Consider the following 22842-nt stretch of genomic DNA (forward strand, 5'->3'; position numbering starts at 1 on the left):
GAACCATGTGTGGCGAGGGGCGAGGGGCCCGGTTCTTCCTTGGGGGTTGGTGTGGTTTCCGGTCGCGTGGTGCGGTTCGACAGCGCACGGGGATATGGCTTCATCGCACCCGATCACGGCGGTGAGGACGTGTTCCTCCATGTCAACGACATGCTGATCCCCGAGTCCTATGTGCACACGGGCACGGCGGTCGAGTTCGAGATCGAGGACGGTGAGCGGGGGCTGAAGGCGTCGTCCGTCCGGCTCGCCGAGGGCCCCGACGGGAGGCCGCTGACTCCCCCGCGGCCCGCCGCGGTCGGCATCGCCGGATCCGTGGACGACGACACGCTGTGCGACGTCCTCGGCGCGGCCGAGTACACCAGAGCGGTGACCGAGGTCCTGCTAGAGTCCGCCCCCTCACTGACGGGTGCTCAGATTCTGCAGATCCGGGGCGGGTTGCTGCAGTTCGCCAAGAACCATGGCTGGACCGAGGGCTGACGGCACACCCCCGCACGAGATTCAGGCGGTCGGCTCCCGCACCACCAGCGGGGTGCCCAGCACCTGGTGTCCGCCGCTGGCGATCATGCGTACCTCCCCGCGGTCGCTGATCTCCGCACGCACGATTCCGGTCTCGTCCTCGTAGATCGGATACCCGCCCGCGCCCGACTGTTCCGTACGCCGGACGGTCACCGTGTCGTCCTCGACAGCCGACGCCTGAAATACCAACTGGTAGCTCTCCGGGTAATCCATGGCGGTTCTCCCGATACGGACGGCGCGGGACAGGTCCGCCCGCGCCTTCCCCCGTTCTCCTGCACCTTCCATCCTGCCTCGGACCGGCCCGTCGTGCCCGGCCGACGGTCCACGGCTGCGGGCCCATGCCCGGTCCACTTATCCTGAAGCCATACGGGCGGTTCGACGGCAATCGGGCACACAGCACAGATACGCCCCCTTTCCCCCGGTTCGCGTGCGCGGCATGTGCGACCGGGACCCAGGAGCCGGGAAGGGACACACCATGAAGGATGCCGACATGGGAGACGATGTCTACCAGCCCCAGCAGCCTGAGGCCTCCGACCTCGCCGAGCAGCTCGACATCGAGGACACCCTGGACAACCGGGGCCTGACCGATCTGCTCGACGAGGGCTACTCCCCGCCCGAGCGGCCATGGGCGGTGGAGGACCAGGGCACCACGGCCGCCGAACAGCACAGCGGCGAGCCGCTGGAGAGCCGCCTGGCCCGGGAGCTGCCCGAGGTCTCCGAGATCACCGGCGACGGCCTGGGCGATCTCTCCGACGGTGACGGCGAACTGTGGGACGGGGAGGTCGGTACGGTACGCGCCGGCAGGCTCACCCGGCAGCTGGACATCAACGAGCCGGACACCCTGGCGGCCGAGGACGTCGGGATCGACGGAGCGGCGGCGTCGGCCGAGGAAGCGGCCATGCACGTGGTCCCGGACAGCCAGATCTGAGGAGGCTCCGCCTCCGCCTCCTCGCCGCACCGACGCACCCTCGCGCCGAGGGAGTTACGCACCGCCTCCTTCAGCACGCCGGCACTTCTTCGGACCGGAGCCCGTGCACAACGGCGCCCTTGCTCACCGCAATTCCTCGTGTCCGCTCCACCGCGATGTGACACCTCGCCTGCGAGGTCCGAGCCATGACCTCGGAGGTAATCGACGCTTTCCGCGCCATCGGACATCGTGTTCCTCACCTGCAGACGGGAGCCCGGCCCCAGGGGTCGGGACGCGAGGAGAGGACAGCACGATGACCGCATACGAGGACGCCGTTCAGCGCTACTTCGTCGCCTGGAACGCGGCCACCCCCGAGGACCTGGAGAAGGCCGTGGCGGCCGCCTTCACGGAGAGCGCCACCTACACCGACCCGCTGGCGGACGTGCGCGGCCACGAGGAGCTCACGGCCACGATCAACGGAGCCCACCAGCAGTTCCCCGGCTTCGAGTTCCGGCCGACCGGCACCCCGGACGGGCACCACGACATCGTGCGCTTCAGCTGGGAACTGGTCTCCACCGCCGACGGCTCGGCGCCCGTCGCCGGGTCGGACGTGCTGACCCTCGCCGAGGACGGACGCATCGCCTCGGTGAGCGGCTTCCTCGACCGCGTGCCCGGAGCCTGATCCTCCGACAGGAGAGTCCGGCCGGCGCCGAACGCACCGGCCGTCCGACGGGCCGTCCGTTCCATGGACGGCTCCTCAGCCGCCCGCGCCGGGCGAGTCCCGCGACGCGGGCGCGGCGGCTCTTCGCCCCCTCGGTCCCGTCCTCGACAAGGTTCCCCGTCGAGGACGGGACCGAGGGGGGCGCTGCTCGTCCGGCGGCCCCGTGGCGGACGCGCCACACCGGGGCCGACGCCGGGGCAGCGCGGAGTCAGGCCGGCTCGTCGAGGAACCTCCCGCCCTCCAGAAGGGTTTTGAGCGAGGAGAGGATCGCGATCCAGCCGTCGCTGACACCCTCCAGCATCCTGCTGTCCGGGCTGTCGAAGCCGTCGTGGGTGACCGTCAGTCTGATACCCAGCTCGGGCTCGTCGGCGGGCTCGATGTCGAAGGTCACCTTCGACCGCTCCCGGACGGCCTTCTCCCACTCCTCGTCCGAGGCGAAGTCGAACATCTGACGGTGCATGGGCTGCAGGGTGTGCCAGGTGTACGAGAGCCGCCGGCCGGGCTCCGCCGCCAGGACGCGCTGGCCGACCTCCTCGAACTCACCGTCCGGATCCATCTTCCACCGAACCGGCGCGCCGACCTCCCAGGTCGACTCGGGGCCGTATCCACCCATGTAGATCCTGATGGCCCCGGGGTCGGTCAGCGCCCGGTAGAGATTCTCGGCGGTGGTCTGGATGTAGATGGCGTAGACGAACTCGGGCTTGCCCATGACCGTTCCTTCCAGACTCTGCTCGACGCGGGACGGTGCGGGCGGACGGTGTCGTCCGTACCGGCCGGTCCAGCGGTCGGCAAGCTCCTGGATGGGCACCGGGTCGAGGTAGTGCAGCTTCTCCCGCCCCCGGCGCACGACGGTGACCAGCAGCGCCGATTCCAGCACCGCCAGATGTTTGCTCACCGCCTGCCGGCTCATGCCCAGGCCCGCACCCAACTCGCGCACGGTCTGGCCGCCCCGCGCGTCGAGCCGGTCGAGGATCTCCCGGCGGCTCGGATCGGCGAGCGCCCTGAATACCGGGTCCATCGCCGCCATCGGGACCACCCTCGCCCGTTCGCTCCCCCACCTTCTCCTCCACCATAGGCAACCCCTTGGTTGCGCGTCGAGCCGGAGCCACGGGACCCCTCACGAGCCGGACCCCCGGCGGGCGGCCACCATCCGCCGGCGGCAGCCGGAGGACACCCCCGCTCCTCGACGCCGCTCGCCGCTCGCCCCTCGCCCCTCGCCGCTCGCCGCTCGCACGCAACGCCTCCCGGCCGCCGGAGCGATTTCTGGAATTAACTTCTGATGTCTTGTCACAGCCGGTTCTACGCGCATAGCTTTTGCCCTCACCACACTTCGGGAGCAGCTCACCGTGCACAAATCCAGACCCCGTTCCGTCCTGCTGGCCGGCGCCGTCGCCGTCACACTCTCGGCCACCGCGCTGCCCGCCGCATTCGCGGCTCCGTCCTCGACCGCCGTGATCTCCGAGGTGTACGGCGGTGGGGGCAATTCGGGCGCCACACTCAGCCGCGACTTCATCGAGCTGGCCAACGCCGGTTCCGCCGGCTACGACCTGTCCGGTTTCAGCGTCCAGTACCTGCCCGCCGCCCCGTCCGCCGGATCGCTGTGGCAGGTTTCCGCACTGAGCGGTTCCATCGCCCCCGGTGGCCGCTATCTCGTCGCCCAGGCCGCGGGCACCGGCGGCACCGTCGCGCTGCCGACGCCGGACACCACCGGCACGATCGCGATGGCAGCGGGCGGCGGCACCGTCGCGCTCGTCTCCGGCACGACCCCGCTGACCTGCAAGACGGCTGCCGACTGTGCGGCCGACACCCGGATCGTGGACCTCGTGGGCTACGGCTCCGCGGTCGTGCGGGAGGGCAGCGGCCCGGCCGCGGGAGCGTCGAACACCTTCTCGGTGGCGCGCGGTGCGTCCCTCGCCGACACCGATGACAACGCCGCCGACTTCACCGCCGGCGAGCCGACACCGGTCAACTCGGCCGGTGAGACGTCCGGCGGCTCCGGCCCGGTGGACCCCGGCGGTCCGACCGAGCCCGGCACCGTCCGGATCCACGACATCCAGGGCACCACCCGGGTCTCACCCCTCAAGGGCCGGTCGGTGACCGGGGTGCCCGGCATCGTCACCGGCGTACGGACCACCGGCTCGCGCGGCTTCTGGATCCAGGACACCGCGCCGGACACCGACCCCCGCACCAGCGAGGGCGTGTTCGTCTTCACCGGCTCCACCGCTCCGGAGGTCGCCGTGGGCGACTCGGTGCTGGTCAGCGGCAAGGTGGACGAGTACTACCCCTCGTCGACCACCCAGTCGATCACCGAGATCACCGCCCCGAAGACGACGGTGCTGTCCTCGGGCAACGCGCTGCCGGCCCCGGTCGTGCTCGACGCGGCCTCGGTACCGGACGCCTACGCCCCTTCGGCGGAGGGCGGTTCGATCGATTCGCTGGCCCTCGACCCCTCGGCGTACGCCCTCGACCTCTACGAGTCGCTCGAAGGCACCCGTGTCCGGATCTCCGACACGCGGGTGACGGGCGCGACGACCGCGTACGACGAGGTGTGGGTGACCGTCAAGCCGGACGAGAACCGGACCCGGCGGGGCGGCACGCTGTACTCCTCGTACGACGACCAGAACACCGGCCGCATCAAGGTGGTGTCCCTCGACCCGGCCAAGCCGGTCCCCGTCGCCGACGTGGGCGACGTGCTGTCCGGAGCCACGACCGGCGTCATGGACTACGCGTCGTTCGGCGGTTACAACCTCCAGGCCACCGAACTCGGCACGCTCACCGACAACCACCTGCGGCGGGAGATCACCCGCAAGCAGAGGGGCAACGAGCTCGCCGTCGCCACGTACAACGTGGAGAACCTGGACGCGCTGGACGAGCAGGCCAAGTTCGACACCCTCGCCGAGGGCGTCGCGACCAACCTCTCCTCCCCGGACATCGTGTCGCTGGAGGAGATCCAGGACGACAACGGCGCGGTGAACGACGGCACGGTCGGTTCCGAGGCGACGCTGAAGCGGTTCACCGACGCGATCGTCGCCGCGGGCGGCCCCCGGTACGCGTGGCGGTACATCTCCCCCGAGAACAACAAGGACGGCGGTGAACCGGGCGGCAACATCCGCAACGTCTTCCTCTTCAATCCCGAGAGGGTCGACTTCGTGGACCGCGCGGGCGGCGACGCGACCACCGCCGTGACCGCCGTGCCGACGAAGAAGGGGGTGACGCTCTCGGCGTCGCCCGGCCGGATCTCCCCGACCAGCGACGCGTGGGCGGACAGCCGCAAGCCGCTCGTCGGAGAGTTCCGCTTCCACGGCAGGCCGGTCTTCGTCATCGGCAACCACTTCACGTCCAAGGGCGGCGACCAGCCCCTGCACGGCCGGTACCAGGAGCCGAGGCGCAGCTCCGAGACGAAGCGCGTGAAGCAGGCGACGGAGGTGAACACCTTCGTCAAGTCGTTGCTTGCCGCCGACGATTCGGCCCGGATCATCACGCTCGGCGACCTCAACGACTTCGCCTTCTCCCCGACGATGGACGCGCTGACCAGCGGCAAGGTGCTCAAGCCGCTGATCACCACGTTGCCCGCGAGCGAGCAGTACAGCTATGTGTACGACGGCAACTCGCAGACGCTGGACCACATCCTGACGAGCCCCGGCGTCCGTCGCTTCGACTACGACGTGGTGCACATCAACGCGGAGTTCGCCGACCAGGCGAGCGACCACGACCCGCAGGTCGTGCGGGTGGACGTCAACGCCCCGAGCGCCAACGGGCACTGACCGCCGGGCCCGCGCGAACGCCGCGGGCCGTGGGGCGGGGCCGACCGGCGGCCGGTCGGTCCCGCCCTCGTGCCGTTCCTGGGCGGACCACCGCCCGCGCCGGTGCCCGGTCCCGCTCTCAGGCCCTCGGCACCGGCCGCGCGCCCGCCGACTGGCGCGGCAGGGCGGCCGGCCCCGGCGCGGGCTCCAGCGGACGATCGGTGAAGAAGCGGGCGACGAGCTCCGCGACGTCGTCCGGGCGCTCCAGGACGACCCAGTGGTCGGACTCGTCGATCGTGACGAACCGGCTGCCCTCGATGGTGGCGGCGAAGGCGCGCTGCCGCTCGGGCGAGGTCACCGTGTCGTGCTCGCCCGCGAAGACGAGGGCCGGTACCCCGGCCAGTCCGCCGGAGAAGTCCGGCCGGTGTCCCAGCGCCCGGTGCAGCGACCGCGCGGCGTGCGGCGAATGGGTGAGGGCGTACAGGAACGAACGCCGGACGTAGCGTTGCGCCAAATCCCTTCGGTGCACCTTGCGTTCCGGATCCAGGCACATCAGCGCGGCGGCGGCGAGAGTGGCGAGCCCCTCCATGTCGCCTGCCTCCAGCCGGTCGACGGCCCGGCCCCACCGGGTCCGCTGGCCGTCGCTGATATGGGCGGGCACACCGCCGAGGGCCAGCCGGGCGACACGACCGGGGTGCTGCTGCGCGCAGCCGAAGGCGATCGACGTCCCGTAGGAGAAGCCGAACAGATTGACCTTCGGCACGTCCAGGTCGTCGATGATCCCGGCGACGGCGGCGCGCAGGACATCGTCGCCCGCGCCGGGCGGGAGCGGGTCCGCGCCGCCCATACCGGGCAGGTCGGCGGTGACCACGGAGGCGAGCGGCCCCACATGATCGTCCATCTGGGGCCAGCCGTGCATTCCCTGGAGCGCCCCGCCGAGTACGACGACCGGCTCGGTCCGGGGCGAGGGCTGCGGGAGGACCCGGTAGCCGTAGCGCAGCCCGTGCACCGACAGGGTCCGAATGATCTCCTCGGCCATGATGGTCCTCGCTTCCGCTCAGGCCCTGGTGAGAACGAGTGCGGCGTTGTGGCCACCGAAGCCGAGCGAGGTCTTCACGGCCACGTCGAACACTCCCCGCCGGGCCTCCTTGCGCACCACTTCGAGGGGAATCCCGGGGTCGGGGGCATCGAGGTTCACGGTGGGCGGCACGAGTTGGTGTTCGAGCGCCAGCACGGTCAGCACGGTCTCGATGCCGCCCGCCGCCCCGAGGGTGTGCCCGGTCATCGCCTTCGTCGAGGTGACCAGGGGGTGCTCACCGAGGACCCGGCGCAGCATCGTCGCCTCGATGAGGTCGTTGGAGACGGTCGAGGTGCCATGGGCGTTGACATGGCCGATGTCCGGGGCGCCGACACCGGCGTCCGCGAGCGCGGTGCGCAGCGCCCGCTCGATGCCCAGCCCCTCGGGGTCCGGGGCGACTGCGGAGTGGGCGTCGCTGGAGGCCCCGTATCCGGCGAGGTGGGCGCGGACGGTGGCGCCCCGGGCACGGGCGTGTTCCGGCCGTTCCAGTACGAGGAGTCCGGCGCCCTCTCCGACGACGAAGCCGTCCCGGTGGGTGTCGAAGGGGCGGCAGGCCGCCTCGGGGTCCTCGCGTCTGGTGGAGACGGCCTTCAGCTGGCAGGCGCTGGCGATCAGCAGCCGGGAGCAGGTCGATTCGGCGCCGCCCGCGACGGCGATGTCGCAGGCTCCGGTACGGAGCATCTGGTGGGCGGTGCCGATGGCGACGGTGCCGGAGGAGCAGGCGGTGGAGACGGACTGGCTCGGGCCGTGGGCGCCGAGATCGGTGGCGACGCTGCTGGCCGCGCCGTTGACGACGGTGAGTGGGGCGAGCTTGGGGGAGACGCGGCGTGCGCCGCGCTCGGCGAGGACGGTGTGCTGTTCGTCGTAGAAGGGCAGTCCGCCGTGGGCGGAGCCGATGACGACGGCGACCCGCCCGCTGTCCCAGACCGAGGGGTCGAGTCCGGCGTCGGCGACGGCCTCGCGCGCGGCGAGGACGGCGAGCTGCGAGAAGCGGTCCATCAGCCGCGCGGCGGCCACCCCGAGCAGAGAACTCGTGTCGAGTCCGGTGATGGTGTACATGAAGTCGCAGGGCAGGCCCAGGAGTTCGGTGCGCCGCAGAACCGAGGGGGCGGTGGCGGCCTCGGAGACCGTGCGCCAGGTGGCCTCGACCCCCGTACCCGCCGCGGTGACCAGGCCGATCCCGGTGACGGCGGCGGCGAAAGGCGTGGGGCGGTGGGGGCGGGCCGTCATGCGGCGGCCTTGCGGTGCACGGCGTCCACGAGCGCTTCGACGGTGTCCCGCGAGGTCAGCTCGACATCGTCCAGATCGACGCCCATCCGGTCCTCGATGAGGAGCCGGAGTTCCTCCAGAGCCAGTGAGTCCAGCCTGAGTTGACGGAGTGACATCTCGGGCCGGATGGCGAGGGGGTCGGTTCCGAAGTTCGCCACCAGCAAGGTGTTGATCTCATCTGCCGTACTCATGCGGCACTCCTGCGCGCTTGTACGCGGTGACGCCCTGCCGCGTGAGGTGTGAGTGCCATTCGGGGGACGCCGGCCGGTCAGGAGGAACCATTTATACGCCTTCGCGAAGGTGGTTCCGGTCCGCGTTCCCTCGTGCGGATGGGGCCGGGCAGGTGTACGAATCCGCCGGTTGGCGCCGTACCGGCGCCACGGCGGGTGCGGGCCCCTGCCCGGTGGCCGCCGAAGCGGTCGTCGGGCGGGGGCTCGGCATGCGACCCAACTCCGTCCGGGTGAAAGGCAGTTCGACACGCCGGGAGATGATTGTCATGCCCTGAACACATCGATACGCTGTGCGGGCTTCGGCCCCTCGGCCCACCCCACTCGGGCCCGGGGGCCGTTCTTCTCCCCCCACAGAGCAGGAGCAGGTATGCCCAGACGAGCAGCCGTCCACACAAGGGCACGCGCATCCGCCCTAACGGCCCTCACCGTCACGGCACTGGCCGCGGCAAGCACCCCGGCCTTCGCCGCCCAGCCCGGCGACCACCCCATGAACCGGGCGTTCGCACGCGCGGCCGCGAAGTACGACGTACCACGTGATCTGCTCGCCGCCGTCGGATACGGCGAGACCCGTCTCGACGGCCACTCCGGGCGCCCCAGTCAGGCGAACGGCTACGGAGTGATGCATCTGGTGAGCAACCCCCTGAACCGGACTCTGGAACGGGCCGCCGCTCTCACCGGCGAGCGACCGGCCGCCCTCCGCGGCGACACCGCGGCCAACATCCTGGGCGGCGCCGCGGTGCTGCGCCGCTACGCGGACACGTTGGGCCTCGACGCCCGGGAGCGCGACGACATCAACGCCTGGTACCCGGCCGTCGCCCGGTACAGCGGCACGCAGGGGCCCGCCGCGGCCCTCTACGCGGACACCGTCTACACCCTCCTGGCCGACGGACTCGACGCCGTCGTCACCGGCGGCGAGCGGATCTCGGTGACCGGCCGCCCCGTCTCGCCCCTGAAGGGTTCGCTCACCGCCACCGAGGTGCGCGCCCAGAGCCCCGACTATCCGTCGGCGCTCTGGGTGCCGGCCAACGCGAACAACTTCACCGTCGGCCGCTCGGCGAAGATCGACAAGGTGATCGTCCATGTCACACAGGGCTCGTACGCGGGCTCGATCAACTGGTTCCAGGACCCGGTGGCGGAGGTGAGCGCGCACTACGTGGTGCGCTCCTCCGACGGTCAGATCACCCAGATGGTGCGTGACAGCGACACCGCGTACCACGCGCGGAGCGCGAACGCCTCGGCGCTCGGCATCGAGCACGAGGGGTTCATCGACGACCCGTCCTGGTTCACGGACACGATGTACCGCTCGTCGGCGGCCCTGACCAAGTACCTGTGCGACCGGTACGGGATCCCGAAGGACCGGGCGCACATCATCGGGCACAGCGAGGCGCCGGGCAACGACCACACCGACCCCGGACCGTACTGGGACTGGACGCGCTACATGGAGCTGGTCGGCGGGTCCACCGGTGGCGGCGACAGCAGGGACGGGCTGAGCTTCACCGCGTACGCGACCCAGCGCAGCGGCTCGACGGGTGCCCAGGTCAAGGCCGTTCAGCAGCTGCTGGGCGAGCAGGGGCACCCGGCGGGCTCGGTGGACGGCAGTTTCGGGCCCGCCACGCAGAGCGCGGTGACGACGTATCAGTCCGCCCACGGGCTGGACGCCGACGGTGTCGTCGGAGCCAGGACCTGGACCGCGCTGCTGTCGGCCGGTGCGGCACCGACACTCCAGCAGGGCGGTTCGGGCGAGGCGGTGAAGAGGCTCCAGCGCTCACTGACCGCGGCGCTCGGCTCGACCGTGGACATCGACGGGAGCTTCGGCCCGGCGACGGCGACGGCGCTGCGCGGCTACCAGACGAGCCGGGGACTCACGGCCGACGGCATCGCGGGCCCGGCCACCTGGGCGGCGCTGCAGGCCGGCCGCTGACGGACGAACTCACGGCGGGGTGGTGCGGATCGCGCATCGCCCCGCCCTCGCGCGCGCCGACGCCCTCCTCCCGGCCGACGTCCGCGTGAACGGCGCCGTCGCCGTCGCACCGACCCGGCAGAGCCACCGGGACGGCCTGTCCGCGGCGGCCGAGCGGGCGCCGTCCGCGATCCGGTCGAACACGCTCGGTGCCCCGGCGCCGTCGAGGCCGCCGGGGCACCACCCGTACCGCCGAACCCCGCGTCACGTTTAGGTAACCTGCCGGAAACCCTTGACGTTTCCGCTGACTCGTTCTTAACCTCACTGCGTACTTCGCATTCTTTGCAGTTCACGTGCTGCGGCGCTTTCCGCAGTGTTTTGACAGGCACAGACATAGACCACCTGTCGGTGGTTTCGTCATGCCTGTTTTTTTGTGCTCCCCGTGCCGCCGATGGGTCTTCCTCGAAGGCGGATTCATGGCACAACGTCCGAGCGTCAAAGGCGTCGCCGACGTCGTTGCGCTCATCGATGGGCTGGGAAAGATCACCGGCCGGGCGCAAGTCATCTGGTTTCTCGTGTTCGGCGGGCTGTTTCTCGACGCCTATTCGAATGCCGCGCTGAGCGCCGGTCTGGGACCGATGACGTCCCAGATGGAGCTGACCAGCACCCAGGTCTCGATCCTCACGGCCACCGCTCCGGCCCTGGCGATCATCTTCAATCCGTTCGGCGGCTGGCTCGCCACCCGGATCGGCCGCGTTCCCCCACTGCTCATCGCGAAGGTGTTCGCCATCGCGGGCGCCCTGCTCGCCGCCTTCGCCGGTGACTTCACCGTCGTCTGGCTCGGCCGGGTGCTGGTGGGTGTCGCGTACGGCATCGACTTCGCGGTCGCCATGGCCCTGCTCGCCGAGTACACGCCCGCGAAGCTGGGCGGGCGACTGAACCTGTGGCAGGCCGTGTGGTACGTCGCCACCACCAGCAACCTCGCCCTCGCCCTGCTCTTCTTCAACCTGGACGTCGGCGCGGACATCTGGCGCTGGTCGGTCGGCTCGGCCGCGGTCGTCGCCGCCGCGCTGCTCGTGGGCCAGTGGCTGATGCTCAAGGAGAGCCCCACCTGGCTGGCGAGCAAGGGCCGGCTGGACGAGGCCGTCGTCAACCTGGACAAGATCTACCGGATCGAGGCCGTCGCCGGCAGGCCCGACGAGGCGACCCGCGCCGCCACCGAGGCGCCCGCCATCGGCTTCCGCCAGGCCGGGCTGCTCTTCAAGGGCGAGTACCTGCCGCGCACGATCCTCTCCTCCGTGATCTCGCTCGGGCAGTCGATGCAGTACTTCGCGGTCGGCTGGTACCTCCCGCTGATCAGCCTGACGATCTTCGGCGAGAGCTTCGAGAAGGCCACCATCGGCTCGATGGTCTTCAACGCCTTCGGTATCGCGGGCGGCCTGCTGTCCGCGTACTTCGGCCGCCGGCTCGGGCTCCGGCTCAGCTCCGCCGCCGGTTTCGCCGGGGTCTTCGTCGCGCTGCTCGCGATGGGGCTGACCTTCGAGAAGGTGCCCACGGCCGTGGCGTTCCTGCTGCCGGTGCTGTTCATCCTCTGCCACTCGTCGGGTCCCGGCGCCAACGGCAAGTCCATCGCCGCGCTCTCGTACAGCAGTGACGTCCGCGCGCTCGGCACCGGGGTCACCGGGATGGTCGGCAGCTTCGGCAGTGTCGTCGGGCTGTACGTCTTCCCGCAGATCAAGGACTCGCTCGGACTCGCCGACACCTTCCTGGTGCTCTCCGTCGTACCGCTGCTCGGACTGATCACCTGTCTGGCGATCAAGTGGGACCCGACGAAGGCCGCGTCCCCCGACGAGGCCGTCGCGCAGGACCGTGACGCCGAGGAGCGAACCGCCCGTTCCGCGACCGCGCGCTGACCCGCCGCCGGGCCTGCCGCACCACACGATGGTCTCCTCCCCCTGTCGTATCCCTCCGCACAGCTCGCGATGCTCGCGATGAAAGGGCTGCAATGACGCAGACGTTCCCCGGCGCCGCCCCACGGCGCGGCGTGCTGTCCATCGACGAGGGCACCACGGGCACCAGGGCCGGAGTCGTTCTCGACTCGGGCGCCGCGCACGAGGTGTTCTACCGGTCGATCAGGGTCAGCCATCCGGACGACCTCTCGGTCGAGCAGGACCCGATGGAGATCTGGACCGCCACCGTCGAGGTGGCGCGCCGGGCCGTCGGCCGGGCCCGCGAGGAGGGCATCGAGATCACCGCGGTCGCGCTCTCCACCCAGCGCGCCACCGCGATGCTGTGGGACCGGGTCACCGGGCAGCCGCTGCTGCCCGCGGTGGTGTGGCAGGACCGGCGGTACGCACATGAACTCACCTCCTACGAGGCGGAGTGGGACGCCGCGCTGCTGGCCCGCCAGGGCCGGCCGGTCGGCGCCCGCGCCCCGTTCCTCTGGGCCGCCCGGCAGATCGCCGGACACCCCGAGGTGGCCGCCGCGCACCGCGACGGCCGGCTGCTCTTCGGCACCGTCGACACCTGGCTGATCTGGCGCCTCACCGGCGGCGCCGTGCACGCCACCACCCCGACCAACGCCGCTTCCACCGGCGGCTATCTGCTGGAGCGGCACGCCTGGGACGAGGAGTGGATCGGCCATCTCGGCTTCCCCCTCGACCTGCTGCCGGAGCTCCGCTCCGACGACGCCGGATTCGGTACGACCGACCCGGCGGCCCTCGGCATCGCCGTCCCGCTGGCCGCCTCCATGGGCGACCAGCACGCCGCACTCGTCGCGCTCGGCGGCCTCGCCGCCGGGCAGGGCATGTGCGTGTACGGGACCGGCGCCTTCGTCGACGCGGCGACCGGCACCACGCCCGCCCTGCCCCGGCCGGACATCTCCGGGGTGCTCGCCCAGCCCGGCCGGCGGCAGGGCGACATCAGCCACTACAGCCTGGAGGCCTACACCTCCACAGCGGGTTCGGCGCTGCGCTGGCTCTGTGACGACCTGGGGCTGTTCGCGTCGCCGAAGGAGCTCGGTGAGGAGGCGGGCCGGGTCCCCACCCGGCCGGGCCGCACCCCGCGTTTCGTCCCGGCGCTCGCCGGGGTCCGTACGCCGGTCTGGCACCCGGAGGCCACCGCCTCCCTCACCGGGCTCACCCTCGCCACCACCCGAGCCGACCTCGCGCGCGCCGTGCTGGAGGGCATCGCGCACTCCGTGTGCGACCTGATCGACGGCGTCGCCGGCACCATGGGCACCCCGTTCACCCGGCTCCGGGTCGGCGGCGGGGTCTCCGGAAGCGACCCCCTCATGCGGATCCAGGCCGATCTGACCGGCCTGCCGCTGGAACGGGTCTCCGACTCCGCCACCGCCAGCCTGCGCGGCACCGCCTACCTGGCGGGCGTCGCCCAGGGACTGTGGTCCTCGCTCGAAGAGGTGGTCGAGGCACAGCCGCACGGCCGGATCTTCGAGCCCTCGATCACGGCCGCCGAACGCGCCGGGCAGCGCGCCGCCTGGCGCGATGTGCTCATCGCCCACCTGGACGACCCCGCGCTGCTTCCCCTGCAGGACCCCGAACCTCACACCCCCCACTGACGGCCCCCCGACCGTCGCACCGGTGGCCCGTAACCGACCACGCGGACACCGCACCGAAACACCAGGAGTTGATGTTGTGATCACCATGCCCGCCCGGAAGCCGCGGCGCAGCGCCGCGGCGACCCGCCGAACGCCCCTGCTGCTCGACCGGGCGGCCCTCAAGCGCCGGCTGGCCGACGACACGTACGACGTGCTCGTCATCGGCGGCGGCATCACCGGGGCGTACGCCGTGCTCGACGCGGCCTCACGCGGTCTGCGCGCGGCGCTGATCGAGAAGGACGACTTCGCCTCCGGCACCTCGTCGAAGTCCTCGAAGATGGTGCACGGCGGCCTGCGCTACATCGAGCAGGGCAACGTCAACCTGGTCCGCCACTCGCTCCTGGAGCGCCACCGCTTCCGCAAGAACGCCCCGCACCTGGTGCACCGGCTGCCGTTCCTCTTCCCGATCCTGGAGAAGGAGGGCATCTTCGACGCCCGCCTCGCCAAGGGTTTCGAGGGCCTGCTGTGGACGTACGACCTGGTCGGAGGCTGGCGGATCGGCAAGCTCCACCAGCGGCTCACCGTGCCCGAGGTCCTCGCGCAGGCGCCGACGCTGCGCGCGGAGAACCTCAAGGGCGGGCTGATGTACTTCGACGCCCGCACCGACGACGCCCGGCTCGTCCTCACCATCGTCCGCACCGCCGCCGCGCTCGGCGCGACGGTCCTCAACGGTGCGAAGGCCGAGGGCCTGCTGATGCAGATGGGCAAGGTGTCCGGCGCCCGGGTCACGGCGGACGGCGACACCCTCGACATCCGCGCGCGGGCCGTCGTCAACGCCACCGGGGTGTGGACCGACGAGCTCGACGCGAAGGCCGACGACGGTCACAAGCCGCAGGTCAGGCCCGCCAAGGGCGTCCACATCGTGGTGCCCTGGGACAAGGTCCGGATCAACTGCACGGTCACCGTCCCGATCCCGGGCCGGGCCCGCCGCGCGACCTGCACCCGCTGGGGCAACAGCGTCGTGCTGGGCACCACCGACGAGGACTACCAGGGCTCCCCCGACGATGTGCACTGCACGCGGGAGGAGATGGACTTCCTGCTGGAGGGCGCCAACACCGCCTTCGAGGGAAAGCTCACACCGGACGACGTGGTCGGCTCCATCGGCGGTCTGCGTCCGCTGGTCGGCGGCAAGGAGGGCGCCACGCTCGACATGCGCCGCGACCACCACATCACCGTCGGCCGCACCGGCATGGTGACGGTGACCGGCGGCAAGCTCACCACCAGCCGGCACATGGGCGAACTCGTCATCGACAAGGTGATGACGGTCCTCGGCCGCAAGGGGAAGAGCCGCACCAGCGACCTTCCGCTGCTCGGCGGCGCCGGTTACGACGCCGAGGCCGTCGCCGCGTCCGGTGGCATCGCCGCGCACCTCGGCGAGCGCTTCGGCACCGAGGCCCGCTTCGTCGGCGACCTCATCCAGGACGACCCGGCACTGGCCGAGCCGGTCGTCGCGGGACTCCCGTACACCAAGGCCGAGGTCGTCTACGCGGCCCGCGCCGAACTGGCCCGTTCCGTCGACGACGTGCTCTCCCGCCGAACGCGGGCCCGGCTGTTCGCCCGGGACGCGTCCGTCGACGCCGCCGAGGCCGTCGGCGCGATCCTCGGCCGGGAACTGAACCTCTCGGAGGCCGAGGTGGAGCGTTCGGTCTCCGAGTACCTCGCAGCCGTCCGTCACGAAAAGTCCGTACTCCTCGAAGGGGCAGCAGCATGATCAGCCGTCAGACCATCACCCACCCGTTCAACCGGGGCAACTACACGATCGGCGCTCCCAGCTTCGCCAAGTGGGCGCAGAACACACCGATCGGGGACGGCGAGGCCGCTCTCCAGGTGAACCCGGTCGAGGTCCCCGGGGCCGTGATCGAGGCGCTGCGCGAGGCCGCGCACGCCGTGCACACCTCCCGCGAGGAGGTCGTCACCCGGACCCGCGACTGGTGGGCCGGCTCGATGATCGGCGAGACCGAGGGCCGTCCGGCGACACCGGACGCCGTGGTCGTCGAGGCGGCCGACGCCGACCAGGTCGCGGCCGTGCTGCGGATCTGCCACGAGGCCGGCGTCCCGGTCACCCCGTCCGCGGGACGCTCGAACGTCACGGGCGCCGCGCTCCCCGTCTTCGGCGGCGTCGTCCTGGACGTCTGCGGACTGAACCGCATCACCGGCTTCGACGCCGAGTCGAACATCGTGGACGTCCAGGCCGGCATGTTCGGCGACCTCTTCGAGAAGCAGCTCCAGGAGGAGTACGGCGTCACCACGGGCCACTGGCCGTCCGCCTTCGCCGTGTCCACGGTCGGCGGCTGGATCGCCTGCCGCGGCGCCGGTCAGCTCTCCACGCGTTACGGCAAGATCGAGGACATGGTCGTCGGCGTCGACGTCGTGCACGCGGACGGTACGCGTGCCACGTACGGCGACTACGCCCGGGCCGCGGTCGGTCCGGACCTGCGCCAGCTGTTCGTCGGCTCCGAGGGCACGCTCGGTGTGATCGTCTCGGCACGGCTGCGCGTCCACCCGCTGCCGGAGTACGCGAGCGCCGTCGCGTTCGGCTTCAAGACCTTCGCAGAGGGGCTGGACGCCTGCCGCCGGATCATGCAGCGCGGTGCGACCCCGGCCGTTCTGCGGCTGTACGACACCCTGGAGTCGGGCACCCACTTCGGCCACCCGGAGACCAACCTGCTGCTGATCGCCGACGAGGGCGACCCGGCGATCGTCGGCGCCTCGATCGCGGTCGCCAAGGAGGTCTGCGGGGAGTACGGCCCCGAGTTGGACAGCCAGGCCGTCTTCGAGCGCTGGCTGGACGAGCGGATGCTGGTCGGCAAGTCCGCCGACGGCTTCGAGCCCGGTCCGGGTTTCGTCGCCGACACCCTGGAGATGGCCGCGTCCTGGACCGACCTCCCGGTGATCTACGACGAGGTGGTCGCCGCGATCCAGTCGGTGGACGGCACCCTGGCCGCCTCGGCCCACCAGTCCCACGCGTACACCGACGGCGCCTGCGTCTACTTCTCGCTCCGCGGAAACGTCGCTCCCGAGGAGCGTCGCGACTGGTACCGGGCGGTGTGGGACGCGGCCAACGCCGTGCTCATCAAGCACGCGGCGGCGCTCAGCCACCACCACGGCTGCGGTCTGCTGCGCGGCCCCTACCTGGAGGAATCCCTCGGCGCGGGCTTCGCGACCTTCGTCGCGGTGAAGAAGGCCCTGGACCCGGCGGGCATTCTCAACCCTGGCAAACTGGGCCTTCCCAGCCGATTCGGTACGTCACCGCTGAACTGATCTCAGCAGCCGCGAACCCTCCTTCCCCAGGCAGGTCCTTGCCATGACCCCCTCCCCTTCCCGGTCCGGTGCCGTGCTCGACCCGCGGCTCGCCTCGGCCTTCGCCGAGGTGCCGGTCGTCGCGTCGGTCGTCGGCACGCAGCCGCTGCGGCAGTTCCTGACCGCACCGGCGAAGGTGTGCATCGTCGCCTCGCTCGCGGTGGGGCAACTGCCCCAGGTCGTGCCGGCGCTGGGCCGGGCGGGGAAGACCGTGTTCGTGAACGTGGACAGCAGCCCCGGTCTGGCTCAGGACCGGGGCGCGCTGGAGTTCATCAAGAACATGGGCGCGCACGGCGTGGTCAGCACCCGGCTCTCCCTGATAGAGAAGGGCCGCCCGCTCGGTCTGCTGACGATGATGAAGGTGTTCGTCACCGACCGGTCCAATCTGCGCCGCTCCACGGACGCGATCTCGCGCGGGGCGCCGGACCTGGTCGAGATCATGCCCGCCCCGATCGTCGCCCGGATGAGCGCGCAGGCACAGCGCGCGATGTCCCCGTCGGTCGCCGCGGGTTTCGTGGAGACACCCGCGGACGTGGCGCTCGCGCTGGCCCTCGGATCGGCCGCCGCCGCCACGTCCGACCCCCGCCTCTGGCATCTGCGCCGGGACCAGCTGCCACCGGTCCCGCCCGCCGCCCTGAAGAGGCCCGCCGCACCACCCCAGGAGTAAGCCCCCATGACATACGTCGTCGTCGCCCGCTACCGCACCAAGGAGGGCGAGGAGAACACCGTCCTCCCCCTGCTCGACACGATGGCCACCGCTTCCCGCCAGGAGCCGGGCAATCTCGCCTACCGGGTCCACCAGGGCACCGAGGACCCGCGGGCGATCGTGCTGTACGAGGAGTACACCTCCGAGGCCGACTTCACCACGCACTGCGCCACTTCGCACTTCCAGGAGATCGTGCTCGGCAAGGTCGTCCCGCTGCTGGAGAGCCGCGACGTACTGCGCTGCGCCCCGCGTCCGGAGGTCCGCGCATGAAGACCCGTGCGGTGGTGCTGCGCGGGACGTCGACGGCCCGCCCCTATTCCGAGACCCGCCCGGTCGAGGTGGAGGAACTGGAGCTGGGCGCCCCGCGCGAGGGCGAGGTGCTGGTCCGGGTCGCGGCCGCCTCGCTCTGCCACTCGGACCTGTCGGTGGTCAACGGCGACCGGGTCCGCCCGCTGCCGATGGCACTGGGCCACGAGGCGGTGGGCGTCGTCCAGGAGGTCGGACCGGGCGTCGGCCGGGTCTCCCCCGGTGACCATGTGGCCCTGGTCTTCGTGCCGAGCTGCGGCTTCTGCGCCGACTGCGCGGCGGGGCGGCCCGCCCTGTGCGCCCGGGCGGCGGCAGCGAACGGATCCGGTGCGCTGCTGCACGGCCCTTCGCTGCTGACCGACGCCTCCGGCGCTCCGGTCCACCACCAGTTGGGCGTTTCCGCGTTTTCCGAACACGCGGTGCTGGCGCAGGAATCGGTGGTGGTGATCCCCAAGGACATCCCGTTCACGGTGGCGTCGATGTTCGGCTGCGCGGTCCTGACGGGCGCGGGTGCCGTGATCAACACGGCGGCCCTGCGCCCCGGGCAGTCGACGGTGGTCTACGGCCTGGGCGGCGTGGGCCTGTCCGCGGTCCTGGGCGCCCGCGCCGCGGGGGCGTATCCGATCATCGCGGTCGACCCGGTCCGGGAGAAGCGCGAGCTGGCCGTCCGGCTGGGTGCGACGCATGCGTACGCCCCCGACCAGGCGATCGAGGCGATCCGTGAACTCACCGGCAGCGGGGTGGAGTTGGCGGTGGAGGCGGTGGGCAGCCCCGCGGTGATGTCCGCGTGCCTGACTGCCGTGGCCCGGGGCGGCAAGGTGGTGTCGGTGGGCCTGCCCGCCCCCGACCGGGTACTGGAGGTCCCGGCCCTGGCGTTCGCGGGCGAGGGCAAGTCCCTGCTGGGCTCGTACATGGGCGACGCGGTCCCGCGCCGTGACATTCCCAGGTTCCTGGACCTGTGGCGGGCGGGCCTGATGCCGGTGGAACAGATGCACACGGGCACGCTTCCGCTGGCCGACATCAACACGGCGATGGAGGAGCTGGCTTCGGGCCGGGCTATCCGCCAGGTCATCGACACATCGGGGATGCTGAACGCCTGACCCTGACCGGGATGCCGCCCGGACCCGGCCGACGGCGCCCCCTCCGGCTTCGGGAGGGGCGCCGTCGGCTTCCGGGTGCGAACAGTCGAGGTGCAGGAGATCCCGATGGTCCGGCACCGGAGGCCGGCCCGGGTGGCGACGGCGCCGGGCCGGCCGCTGCGGCAGCAGCGCGGCCGTACGCTCCCGCGACTCATCGGTGACGAGGTCGGCGGTCACGGCAGGAGCATGCCGGACCAGTCCGGGTGATGGACCGACCCCACCTCTCCGCGCGACCTCCTGGACCGGCGCGGAGACGCGCGGCCGGTGCGCACGAACACGCGCCTCCGCAGGACCGGTTCAGGAAAATGGACCCACCTGTGGCAGTGCGACCCCACCGGAAGCCGCTTCACGCGCTACGGAAAACCGATGCGCGCCCGGGAAGCGGCGGCATCCGGGCATGGACCACGGAAATGGCCACCCACCCCTTGCAGCCGAGACCCGTCGACTCGTCACAGGATTTCGATGGCAGTAACCTTCGGCGCACGGTTCGGGAACGAAATCTCGTGCCACCGCTCGATCTTCACCGAATCGCCATTGGCGTCGTAGTAGATCAAGTCGTTGTTCCCGGTGAAGATCTTGTCGATCCACCACCCGCCGAAATCGGTCCTCCCGGCGTTCGCGTAGCAGTCCACACTCTGGCTTCCGCCGCTGTGCGACCAGATCTTCAGGAAATTCTCCCCGCCGCGGCAGGGAACATGGTCGATGGCGAAGGCATTGCCGGTCGGCATGGTCATGGTGAACATGGCAGCCGCGGCGAACGCCACGGCCACGGAGCGTGCAGCCCTCTTCGTTTTCGAGATCACAAGTTCTCCTTGAATCGCGTGTCGAACCGGGAGGTCACTCCGCAATCACCTGGGTGACGTTGCACTGAACAAACATTTCGACGGCCCCCAGTGCGGCCATTGCGTCGTTTCGTCCCGGATTTACAGAACGACGATCCTGTAGAACCGCCGCACACGACCACCACCTTTGCGGCACCTGACTGAAATACATCCCTGAATGTCCGGATTGACCATCTCTGCATGTATTACCCAGATTCGAACGCGAGTGTCAGTTTTCGCGGTTGTCGTCCTTGTGTGGCGCCGGACGACGCGAGATCAGCAGGGGCGGGGCAGAAGCGGAGCGCGAGGACGAGCAGGAGCACGAGCAGGAACGGCGGACGGCCCTCCAGGACGATGTCGTGGAACTCGCCCATCAGGCCGACCGCCTCAGGGCGAACCGCCCGTGGTGGTCATGGATGTCGAGCGTTCCGCGTGCTCGTGCACCGTCGACCGGCACCCGGGATGCCGCTTCACACACGCGGCATCGTCGGCACCGAACCGGCCGGCCGGGTACTCCACGGCCTCCCATGTCGCCGCGAGCGGGTCCTCGCCCGGGAACCGGCAGATGCGGCGGACCGTGCGGATCTGCAAGGCCACCCCGACCCGGTGCGCCGGGATCTCCTGTGCCTCAACTGCTCACACGCGGCGCCGACCCGCGGCGTTCGACCACATGTGACATGTCATGCCGACGGCTGGTCCCGGTCGGACGGCCTGCGTCGTACGGCGACCTTGCGGCGGCTGATGCGCCACCCCTTCGCACCGCGCACGATCAGGTCCTCGTACGTCACACTTCCGCACGTGCCGTCCGCCCTGGTCCCGATCCCCTTGGACCGGGCGCGCACCTGATCCCCGCTCACCTCGGTGAGGATGATGTTGGTGACGTGGTGCCCCACGGCGCCGTGCTCCCCCATCGCCCGTGCCGCGTCCCGGACGGCCGCCGGGCCATGCAACGCCCCGTGCCCCAGATCGGTGGCGTCGTAGACGACATCGGGGGTGAACAGCTCTTCCAGCCGGTCGAGTTCACCGTCATCGACCAGGTGCCCGTGCAGACCGATCAGTTCCGTGATGGCCATGCGGTCCTCGACGCCCAGTGTCATCGCCAGTCCTTTCGCCGCTTCTTCGGTTCTTGGGTTCGCCGGCTCCCCGACGGTGCGGCAGTTATACGGTGAGAACTCCCCTCAAGGCCCGGCGGAGCGGCGGGGACGCCATCGCGACCCGTGTAGTTCATTCCGGTGGAGCAGCCGCGGGACGCTCATAACGCAGGAGCACGACCCCGTTGCCGAAGGTCCGGCTCTCGGTCAGGCGGAGGTGGGTCCGGGCATCCTGTGCCCGGAAGAGGGGCTTGCCCCGCCCGATGCGAACGGGATGGACGTAGAGGCGGTACTCGTCGATCAGGTCGTGCCGCATGAACGACTCGGCGAGATCGGCACCTCCGACGACCAGGTCTCCACCGGGCCGTGCCTTGAGGGCCATGATCTCGTCCACGTCGACGGCCCGCATGACGGTGGTGTTCCAGTCGGCCCGCTCCAGGGTCCGGGAGAACACGATCTTGGGCATGTCCCGCCAGATGCCGGCGAACTCCGCGACGGGTCCGGCATTCGCCGGATCGGCGTCGGCGGTCGGCCAGAACTCCGCCATGAGCTCATAGGTCACCCGGCCGTCCAGGAAGCCGCCCATGGTCTTGAGCTCCTGGTTGAAGTGGCGGTGCAGTTCGTCGTCGACCAGGTGCCAGTCGATCTCACGGTCCGGTCCCTCGATGAAGCCGTCGAGGGACACCGACATCATCAGGACGATCTTCCTCATCGCGGTCCGTTCCCTCTTCTCGTCACGGTGCGGCCCGGCCGCCGGCTCTCGCCGCGGTCAGCGCTCGCCGGAGCCTTCGCGCCATACGAGTGTGTAGCGCCAGAACAGCCTGCGCCTCAGCCGGGCACCGGGCAACACCCGACGCGCCTCGCGGACGATGTCGGCGAAGGTCATCTCCGCCGACCGGGTCACGGCGGTCATCGAGTCGGGGCGGGACGCCTTGCGCCCCCTGTTCTTGATCAGCGCCATGGCGACATTCAGCGGAACGGAAGCGAGAGCCAGCAGGCGGTCACCGGGGGTCGATTCCCGGGACAGGCCGACCACCACCAGCATTCCGCCGGGAGCCAGATGCTCCCGGAAGTGGGTGAGCGCCTCGGTGAACGGCAGATGGTGGACCGTGGCGACGCAGGTGATGACGTCGTACGGGCCGGGTGGTATCCCGCTCGGGGCGTCCGCGACGGCGAAGGCGACCGGGGCGTGCGGGGCGGTCAGTTCACGCGCCCGCACCACGATGACCGGGTCGGAGTCGATTCCGTGCACCGCCTTCGCGCGCTTCGTCAGGAGCCGGGCCAGATCTCCGCTGCCCGAGCCGACGTCGAGGGCCCTGTCGCACCCCTTGGGCAACTGCCGCAGAATCCACCGGTGGTAGTGCGCGTTGTGGTCCCAGGGGTGGGCGGCATGGAAGCGAGCCAGCGCTTGCATGACCCGGTTCGGCGGGTGTGTCATGCCGTGATTCCATCAGACCCGCATTCCGGGCGGCCTGCCGAGCCGCGCCGGGGCCGACGCT

General features: G+C 70.9%; 21 protein-coding genes. 12 read left to right on the forward strand and 9 right to left on the reverse strand.

Features of this window, described 5'->3' with window-relative positions; all coding sequences use genetic code 11:
* Positions 1–51 precede the first annotated feature (51 nt).
* A complete protein-coding gene (locus ACIRP2_RS13770; protein WP_404249753.1) occupies positions 52–477 on the forward strand; it encodes a cold-shock protein in 426 nt (141 codons plus the stop codon).
* Positions 478–498: 21 nt separating this feature from the next.
* Here ACIRP2_RS13770 and ACIRP2_RS13775 read toward each other — a convergent pair whose 3' ends face one another.
* Positions 499–729, reverse strand: a complete 231-nt coding sequence (locus tag ACIRP2_RS13775) for a DUF6296 family protein (protein WP_404249755.1) — start codon at positions 727–729, stop codon at positions 499–501.
* A gap of 262 nt (positions 730–991) precedes the next feature.
* On the opposite strand from ACIRP2_RS13775, the gene ACIRP2_RS13780 reads away from it, so the two are divergent.
* Positions 992–1444 carry a DUF5709 domain-containing protein gene (locus ACIRP2_RS13780; protein WP_404249757.1) on the forward strand — a complete coding sequence of 151 codons (453 nt, stop codon included), beginning with the start codon at positions 992–994 and terminating at the stop codon, positions 1442–1444.
* 292 nt (positions 1445–1736) lie between these two features.
* Positions 1737–2105, forward strand: coding sequence for a nuclear transport factor 2 family protein (locus tag ACIRP2_RS13785; protein ID WP_376216515.1), 369 nt, complete (start codon positions 1737–1739; stop codon positions 2103–2105).
* Positions 2106–2352: 247 nt separating this feature from the next.
* Here ACIRP2_RS13785 and ACIRP2_RS13790 read toward each other — a convergent pair whose 3' ends face one another.
* Positions 2353–3162, reverse strand: coding sequence for an ArsR/SmtB family transcription factor (locus ACIRP2_RS13790; protein ID WP_404249759.1), 810 nt, complete (start codon positions 3160–3162; stop codon positions 2353–2355).
* Positions 3163–3490: 328 nt separating this feature from the next.
* Here ACIRP2_RS13790 and ACIRP2_RS13795 point away from each other — a divergent pair, with 328 nt between their 5' ends.
* Entirely contained in the window at positions 3491–5908 is a 2418-nt protein-coding gene (locus ACIRP2_RS13795) for an endonuclease/exonuclease/phosphatase family protein (protein WP_404249761.1), read from the forward strand.
* 118 nt (positions 5909–6026) lie between these two features.
* Here the strand turns inward: ACIRP2_RS13795 and ACIRP2_RS13800 are convergent, their stop codons facing one another.
* From ACIRP2_RS13800 to ACIRP2_RS13810, 3 genes are read right to left on the reverse strand one after another with little or no spacing between them, the layout of a single operon-like run.
* Entirely contained in the window at positions 6027–6926 is a 900-nt protein-coding gene (locus ACIRP2_RS13800) for an alpha/beta fold hydrolase (protein WP_404249763.1), read from the reverse strand.
* Between the two features lie 18 nt (positions 6927–6944).
* On the reverse strand, positions 6945–8195 hold the full coding sequence (locus ACIRP2_RS13805) for a beta-ketoacyl-[acyl-carrier-protein] synthase family protein (protein WP_404249765.1): 1251 nt from the start codon (positions 8193–8195) through the stop codon (positions 6945–6947).
* On the reverse strand, positions 8192–8425 hold the full coding sequence (locus tag ACIRP2_RS13810) for an acyl carrier protein (RefSeq protein ID WP_404249767.1): 234 nt from the start codon (positions 8423–8425) through the stop codon (positions 8192–8194). Before ACIRP2_RS13810 ends, ACIRP2_RS13805 begins: the two co-directional genes overlap by 4 nt.
* A 406-nt stretch (positions 8426–8831) precedes the next feature.
* Here ACIRP2_RS13810 and ACIRP2_RS13815 point away from each other — a divergent pair, with 406 nt between their 5' ends.
* From ACIRP2_RS13815 to ACIRP2_RS13850, 8 genes are all read left to right on the forward strand, one after another.
* Entirely contained in the window at positions 8832–10385 is a 1554-nt protein-coding gene (locus ACIRP2_RS13815; RefSeq protein WP_404249769.1) for a peptidoglycan-binding protein, read from the forward strand.
* Between the two features lie 455 nt (positions 10386–10840).
* Positions 10841–12277, forward strand: a complete 1437-nt coding sequence (locus tag ACIRP2_RS13820) for an MFS transporter (RefSeq protein WP_404249771.1) — start codon at positions 10841–10843, stop codon at positions 12275–12277.
* A gap of 92 nt (positions 12278–12369) precedes the next feature.
* Positions 12370–13941 carry an FGGY family carbohydrate kinase gene (locus ACIRP2_RS13825; protein WP_404249773.1) on the forward strand — a complete coding sequence of 524 codons (1572 nt, stop codon included), beginning with the start codon at positions 12370–12372 and terminating at the stop codon, positions 13939–13941.
* A 76-nt stretch (positions 13942–14017) separates the two neighbouring features.
* Positions 14018–15691, forward strand: a complete 1674-nt coding sequence (locus ACIRP2_RS13830; protein ID WP_404249775.1) for an FAD-dependent oxidoreductase — start codon at positions 14018–14020, stop codon at positions 15689–15691.
* Positions 15688–17241 (forward strand): FAD-binding oxidoreductase, encoded by a 1554-nt coding sequence (locus ACIRP2_RS13835; RefSeq protein WP_404249777.1) that lies wholly within the window; start codon positions 15688–15690, stop codon positions 17239–17241. Before ACIRP2_RS13830 ends, ACIRP2_RS13835 begins: the two co-directional genes overlap by 4 nt.
* A 43-nt stretch (positions 17242–17284) precedes the next feature.
* Positions 17285–17947: a glycerol-3-phosphate responsive antiterminator gene (locus ACIRP2_RS13840; RefSeq protein ID WP_404249779.1), complete on the forward strand. Its 663-nt coding sequence runs from the start codon at positions 17285–17287 to the stop codon at positions 17945–17947.
* A 6-nt stretch (positions 17948–17953) separates the two neighbouring features.
* A complete protein-coding gene (locus ACIRP2_RS13845; protein WP_404249781.1) occupies positions 17954–18256 on the forward strand; it encodes a putative quinol monooxygenase in 303 nt (100 codons plus the stop codon).
* Entirely contained in the window at positions 18253–19392 is a 1140-nt protein-coding gene (locus tag ACIRP2_RS13850; RefSeq protein ID WP_404249783.1) for a zinc-binding dehydrogenase, read from the forward strand. The genes ACIRP2_RS13845 and ACIRP2_RS13850 overlap by 4 nt, the downstream gene beginning before the upstream one ends.
* A 488-nt stretch (positions 19393–19880) precedes the next feature.
* Here the strand turns inward: ACIRP2_RS13850 and ACIRP2_RS13855 are convergent, their stop codons facing one another.
* The 4 genes from ACIRP2_RS13855 to ACIRP2_RS13870 all read right to left on the reverse strand — a co-directional run bounded on the left by ACIRP2_RS13855 (position 19881) and on the right by ACIRP2_RS13870 (position 22781).
* Positions 19881–20234 carry a beta/gamma crystallin domain-containing protein gene (locus ACIRP2_RS13855; protein ID WP_404249785.1) on the reverse strand — a complete coding sequence of 118 codons (354 nt, stop codon included), beginning with the start codon at positions 20232–20234 and terminating at the stop codon, positions 19881–19883.
* 698 nt (positions 20235–20932) lie between these two features.
* The gene (locus ACIRP2_RS13860; protein ID WP_404249787.1) at positions 20933–21349 is read right to left on the reverse strand and encodes a nuclear transport factor 2 family protein; all 417 of its coding nucleotides are present in this window, start codon (positions 21347–21349) and stop codon (positions 20933–20935) included.
* Positions 21350–21476: 127 nt separating this feature from the next.
* Positions 21477–22055 carry a dihydrofolate reductase family protein gene (locus ACIRP2_RS13865; RefSeq protein ID WP_404249789.1) on the reverse strand — a complete coding sequence of 193 codons (579 nt, stop codon included), beginning with the start codon at positions 22053–22055 and terminating at the stop codon, positions 21477–21479.
* Between the two features lie 57 nt (positions 22056–22112).
* Complete coding sequence (locus tag ACIRP2_RS13870) at positions 22113–22781, reverse strand: class I SAM-dependent methyltransferase (RefSeq protein WP_404249791.1); 669 nt, start codon at positions 22779–22781, stop codon at positions 22113–22115.
* Positions 22782–22842 lie beyond the last annotated feature (61 nt).

The sequence above is a fragment of the Streptomyces sp. NPDC101194 genome (assembly GCF_044767885.1).
Lineage (GTDB): Bacteria > Actinomycetota > Actinomycetes > Streptomycetales > Streptomycetaceae > Streptomyces.

Bases quoted from the DNA above. Each gene is read 5' to 3' on its own strand.
- ACIRP2_RS13775 (WP_404249755.1), bottom strand. From the start codon at position 729: ATGGATTACCCGGAGAGCTACCAGTTGGTATTTCAGGCGTCGGCTGTC.
- ACIRP2_RS13835 (WP_404249777.1), top strand. From the start codon at position 15,688: ATGATCAGCCGTCAGACCATCACCCACCCGTTCAACCGGGGCAACTAC.
- ACIRP2_RS13780 (WP_404249757.1), top strand. From the start codon at position 992: ATGAAGGATGCCGACATGGGAGACGATGTCTACCAGCCCCAGCAGCCT.
- ACIRP2_RS13815 (WP_404249769.1), top strand. From the start codon at position 8,832: ATGCCCAGACGAGCAGCCGTCCACACAAGGGCACGCGCATCCGCCCTA.
- ACIRP2_RS13840 (WP_404249779.1), top strand. From the start codon at position 17,285: ATGACCCCCTCCCCTTCCCGGTCCGGTGCCGTGCTCGACCCGCGGCTC.
- ACIRP2_RS13800 (WP_404249763.1), bottom strand. From the start codon at position 6,926: ATGGCCGAGGAGATCATTCGGACCCTGTCGGTGCACGGGCTGCGCTAC.
- ACIRP2_RS13865 (WP_404249789.1), bottom strand. From the start codon at position 22,055: ATGAGGAAGATCGTCCTGATGATGTCGGTGTCCCTCGACGGCTTCATC.
- ACIRP2_RS13790 (WP_404249759.1), bottom strand. From the start codon at position 3,162: ATGGACCCGGTATTCAGGGCGCTCGCCGATCCGAGCCGCCGGGAGATC.
- ACIRP2_RS13845 (WP_404249781.1), top strand. From the start codon at position 17,954: ATGACATACGTCGTCGTCGCCCGCTACCGCACCAAGGAGGGCGAGGAG.
- ACIRP2_RS13805 (WP_404249765.1), bottom strand. From the start codon at position 8,195: ATGACGGCCCGCCCCCACCGCCCCACGCCTTTCGCCGCCGCCGTCACC.
- ACIRP2_RS13850 (WP_404249783.1), top strand. From the start codon at position 18,253: ATGAAGACCCGTGCGGTGGTGCTGCGCGGGACGTCGACGGCCCGCCCC.
- ACIRP2_RS13860 (WP_404249787.1), bottom strand. From the start codon at position 21,349: ATGACACTGGGCGTCGAGGACCGCATGGCCATCACGGAACTGATCGGT.
- ACIRP2_RS13870 (WP_404249791.1), bottom strand. From the start codon at position 22,781: ATGACACACCCGCCGAACCGGGTCATGCAAGCGCTGGCTCGCTTCCAT.
- ACIRP2_RS13820 (WP_404249771.1), top strand. From the start codon at position 10,841: ATGGCACAACGTCCGAGCGTCAAAGGCGTCGCCGACGTCGTTGCGCTC.
- ACIRP2_RS13825 (WP_404249773.1), top strand. From the start codon at position 12,370: ATGACGCAGACGTTCCCCGGCGCCGCCCCACGGCGCGGCGTGCTGTCC.
- ACIRP2_RS13785 (WP_376216515.1), top strand. From the start codon at position 1,737: ATGACCGCATACGAGGACGCCGTTCAGCGCTACTTCGTCGCCTGGAAC.
- ACIRP2_RS13810 (WP_404249767.1), bottom strand. From the start codon at position 8,425: ATGAGTACGGCAGATGAGATCAACACCTTGCTGGTGGCGAACTTCGGA.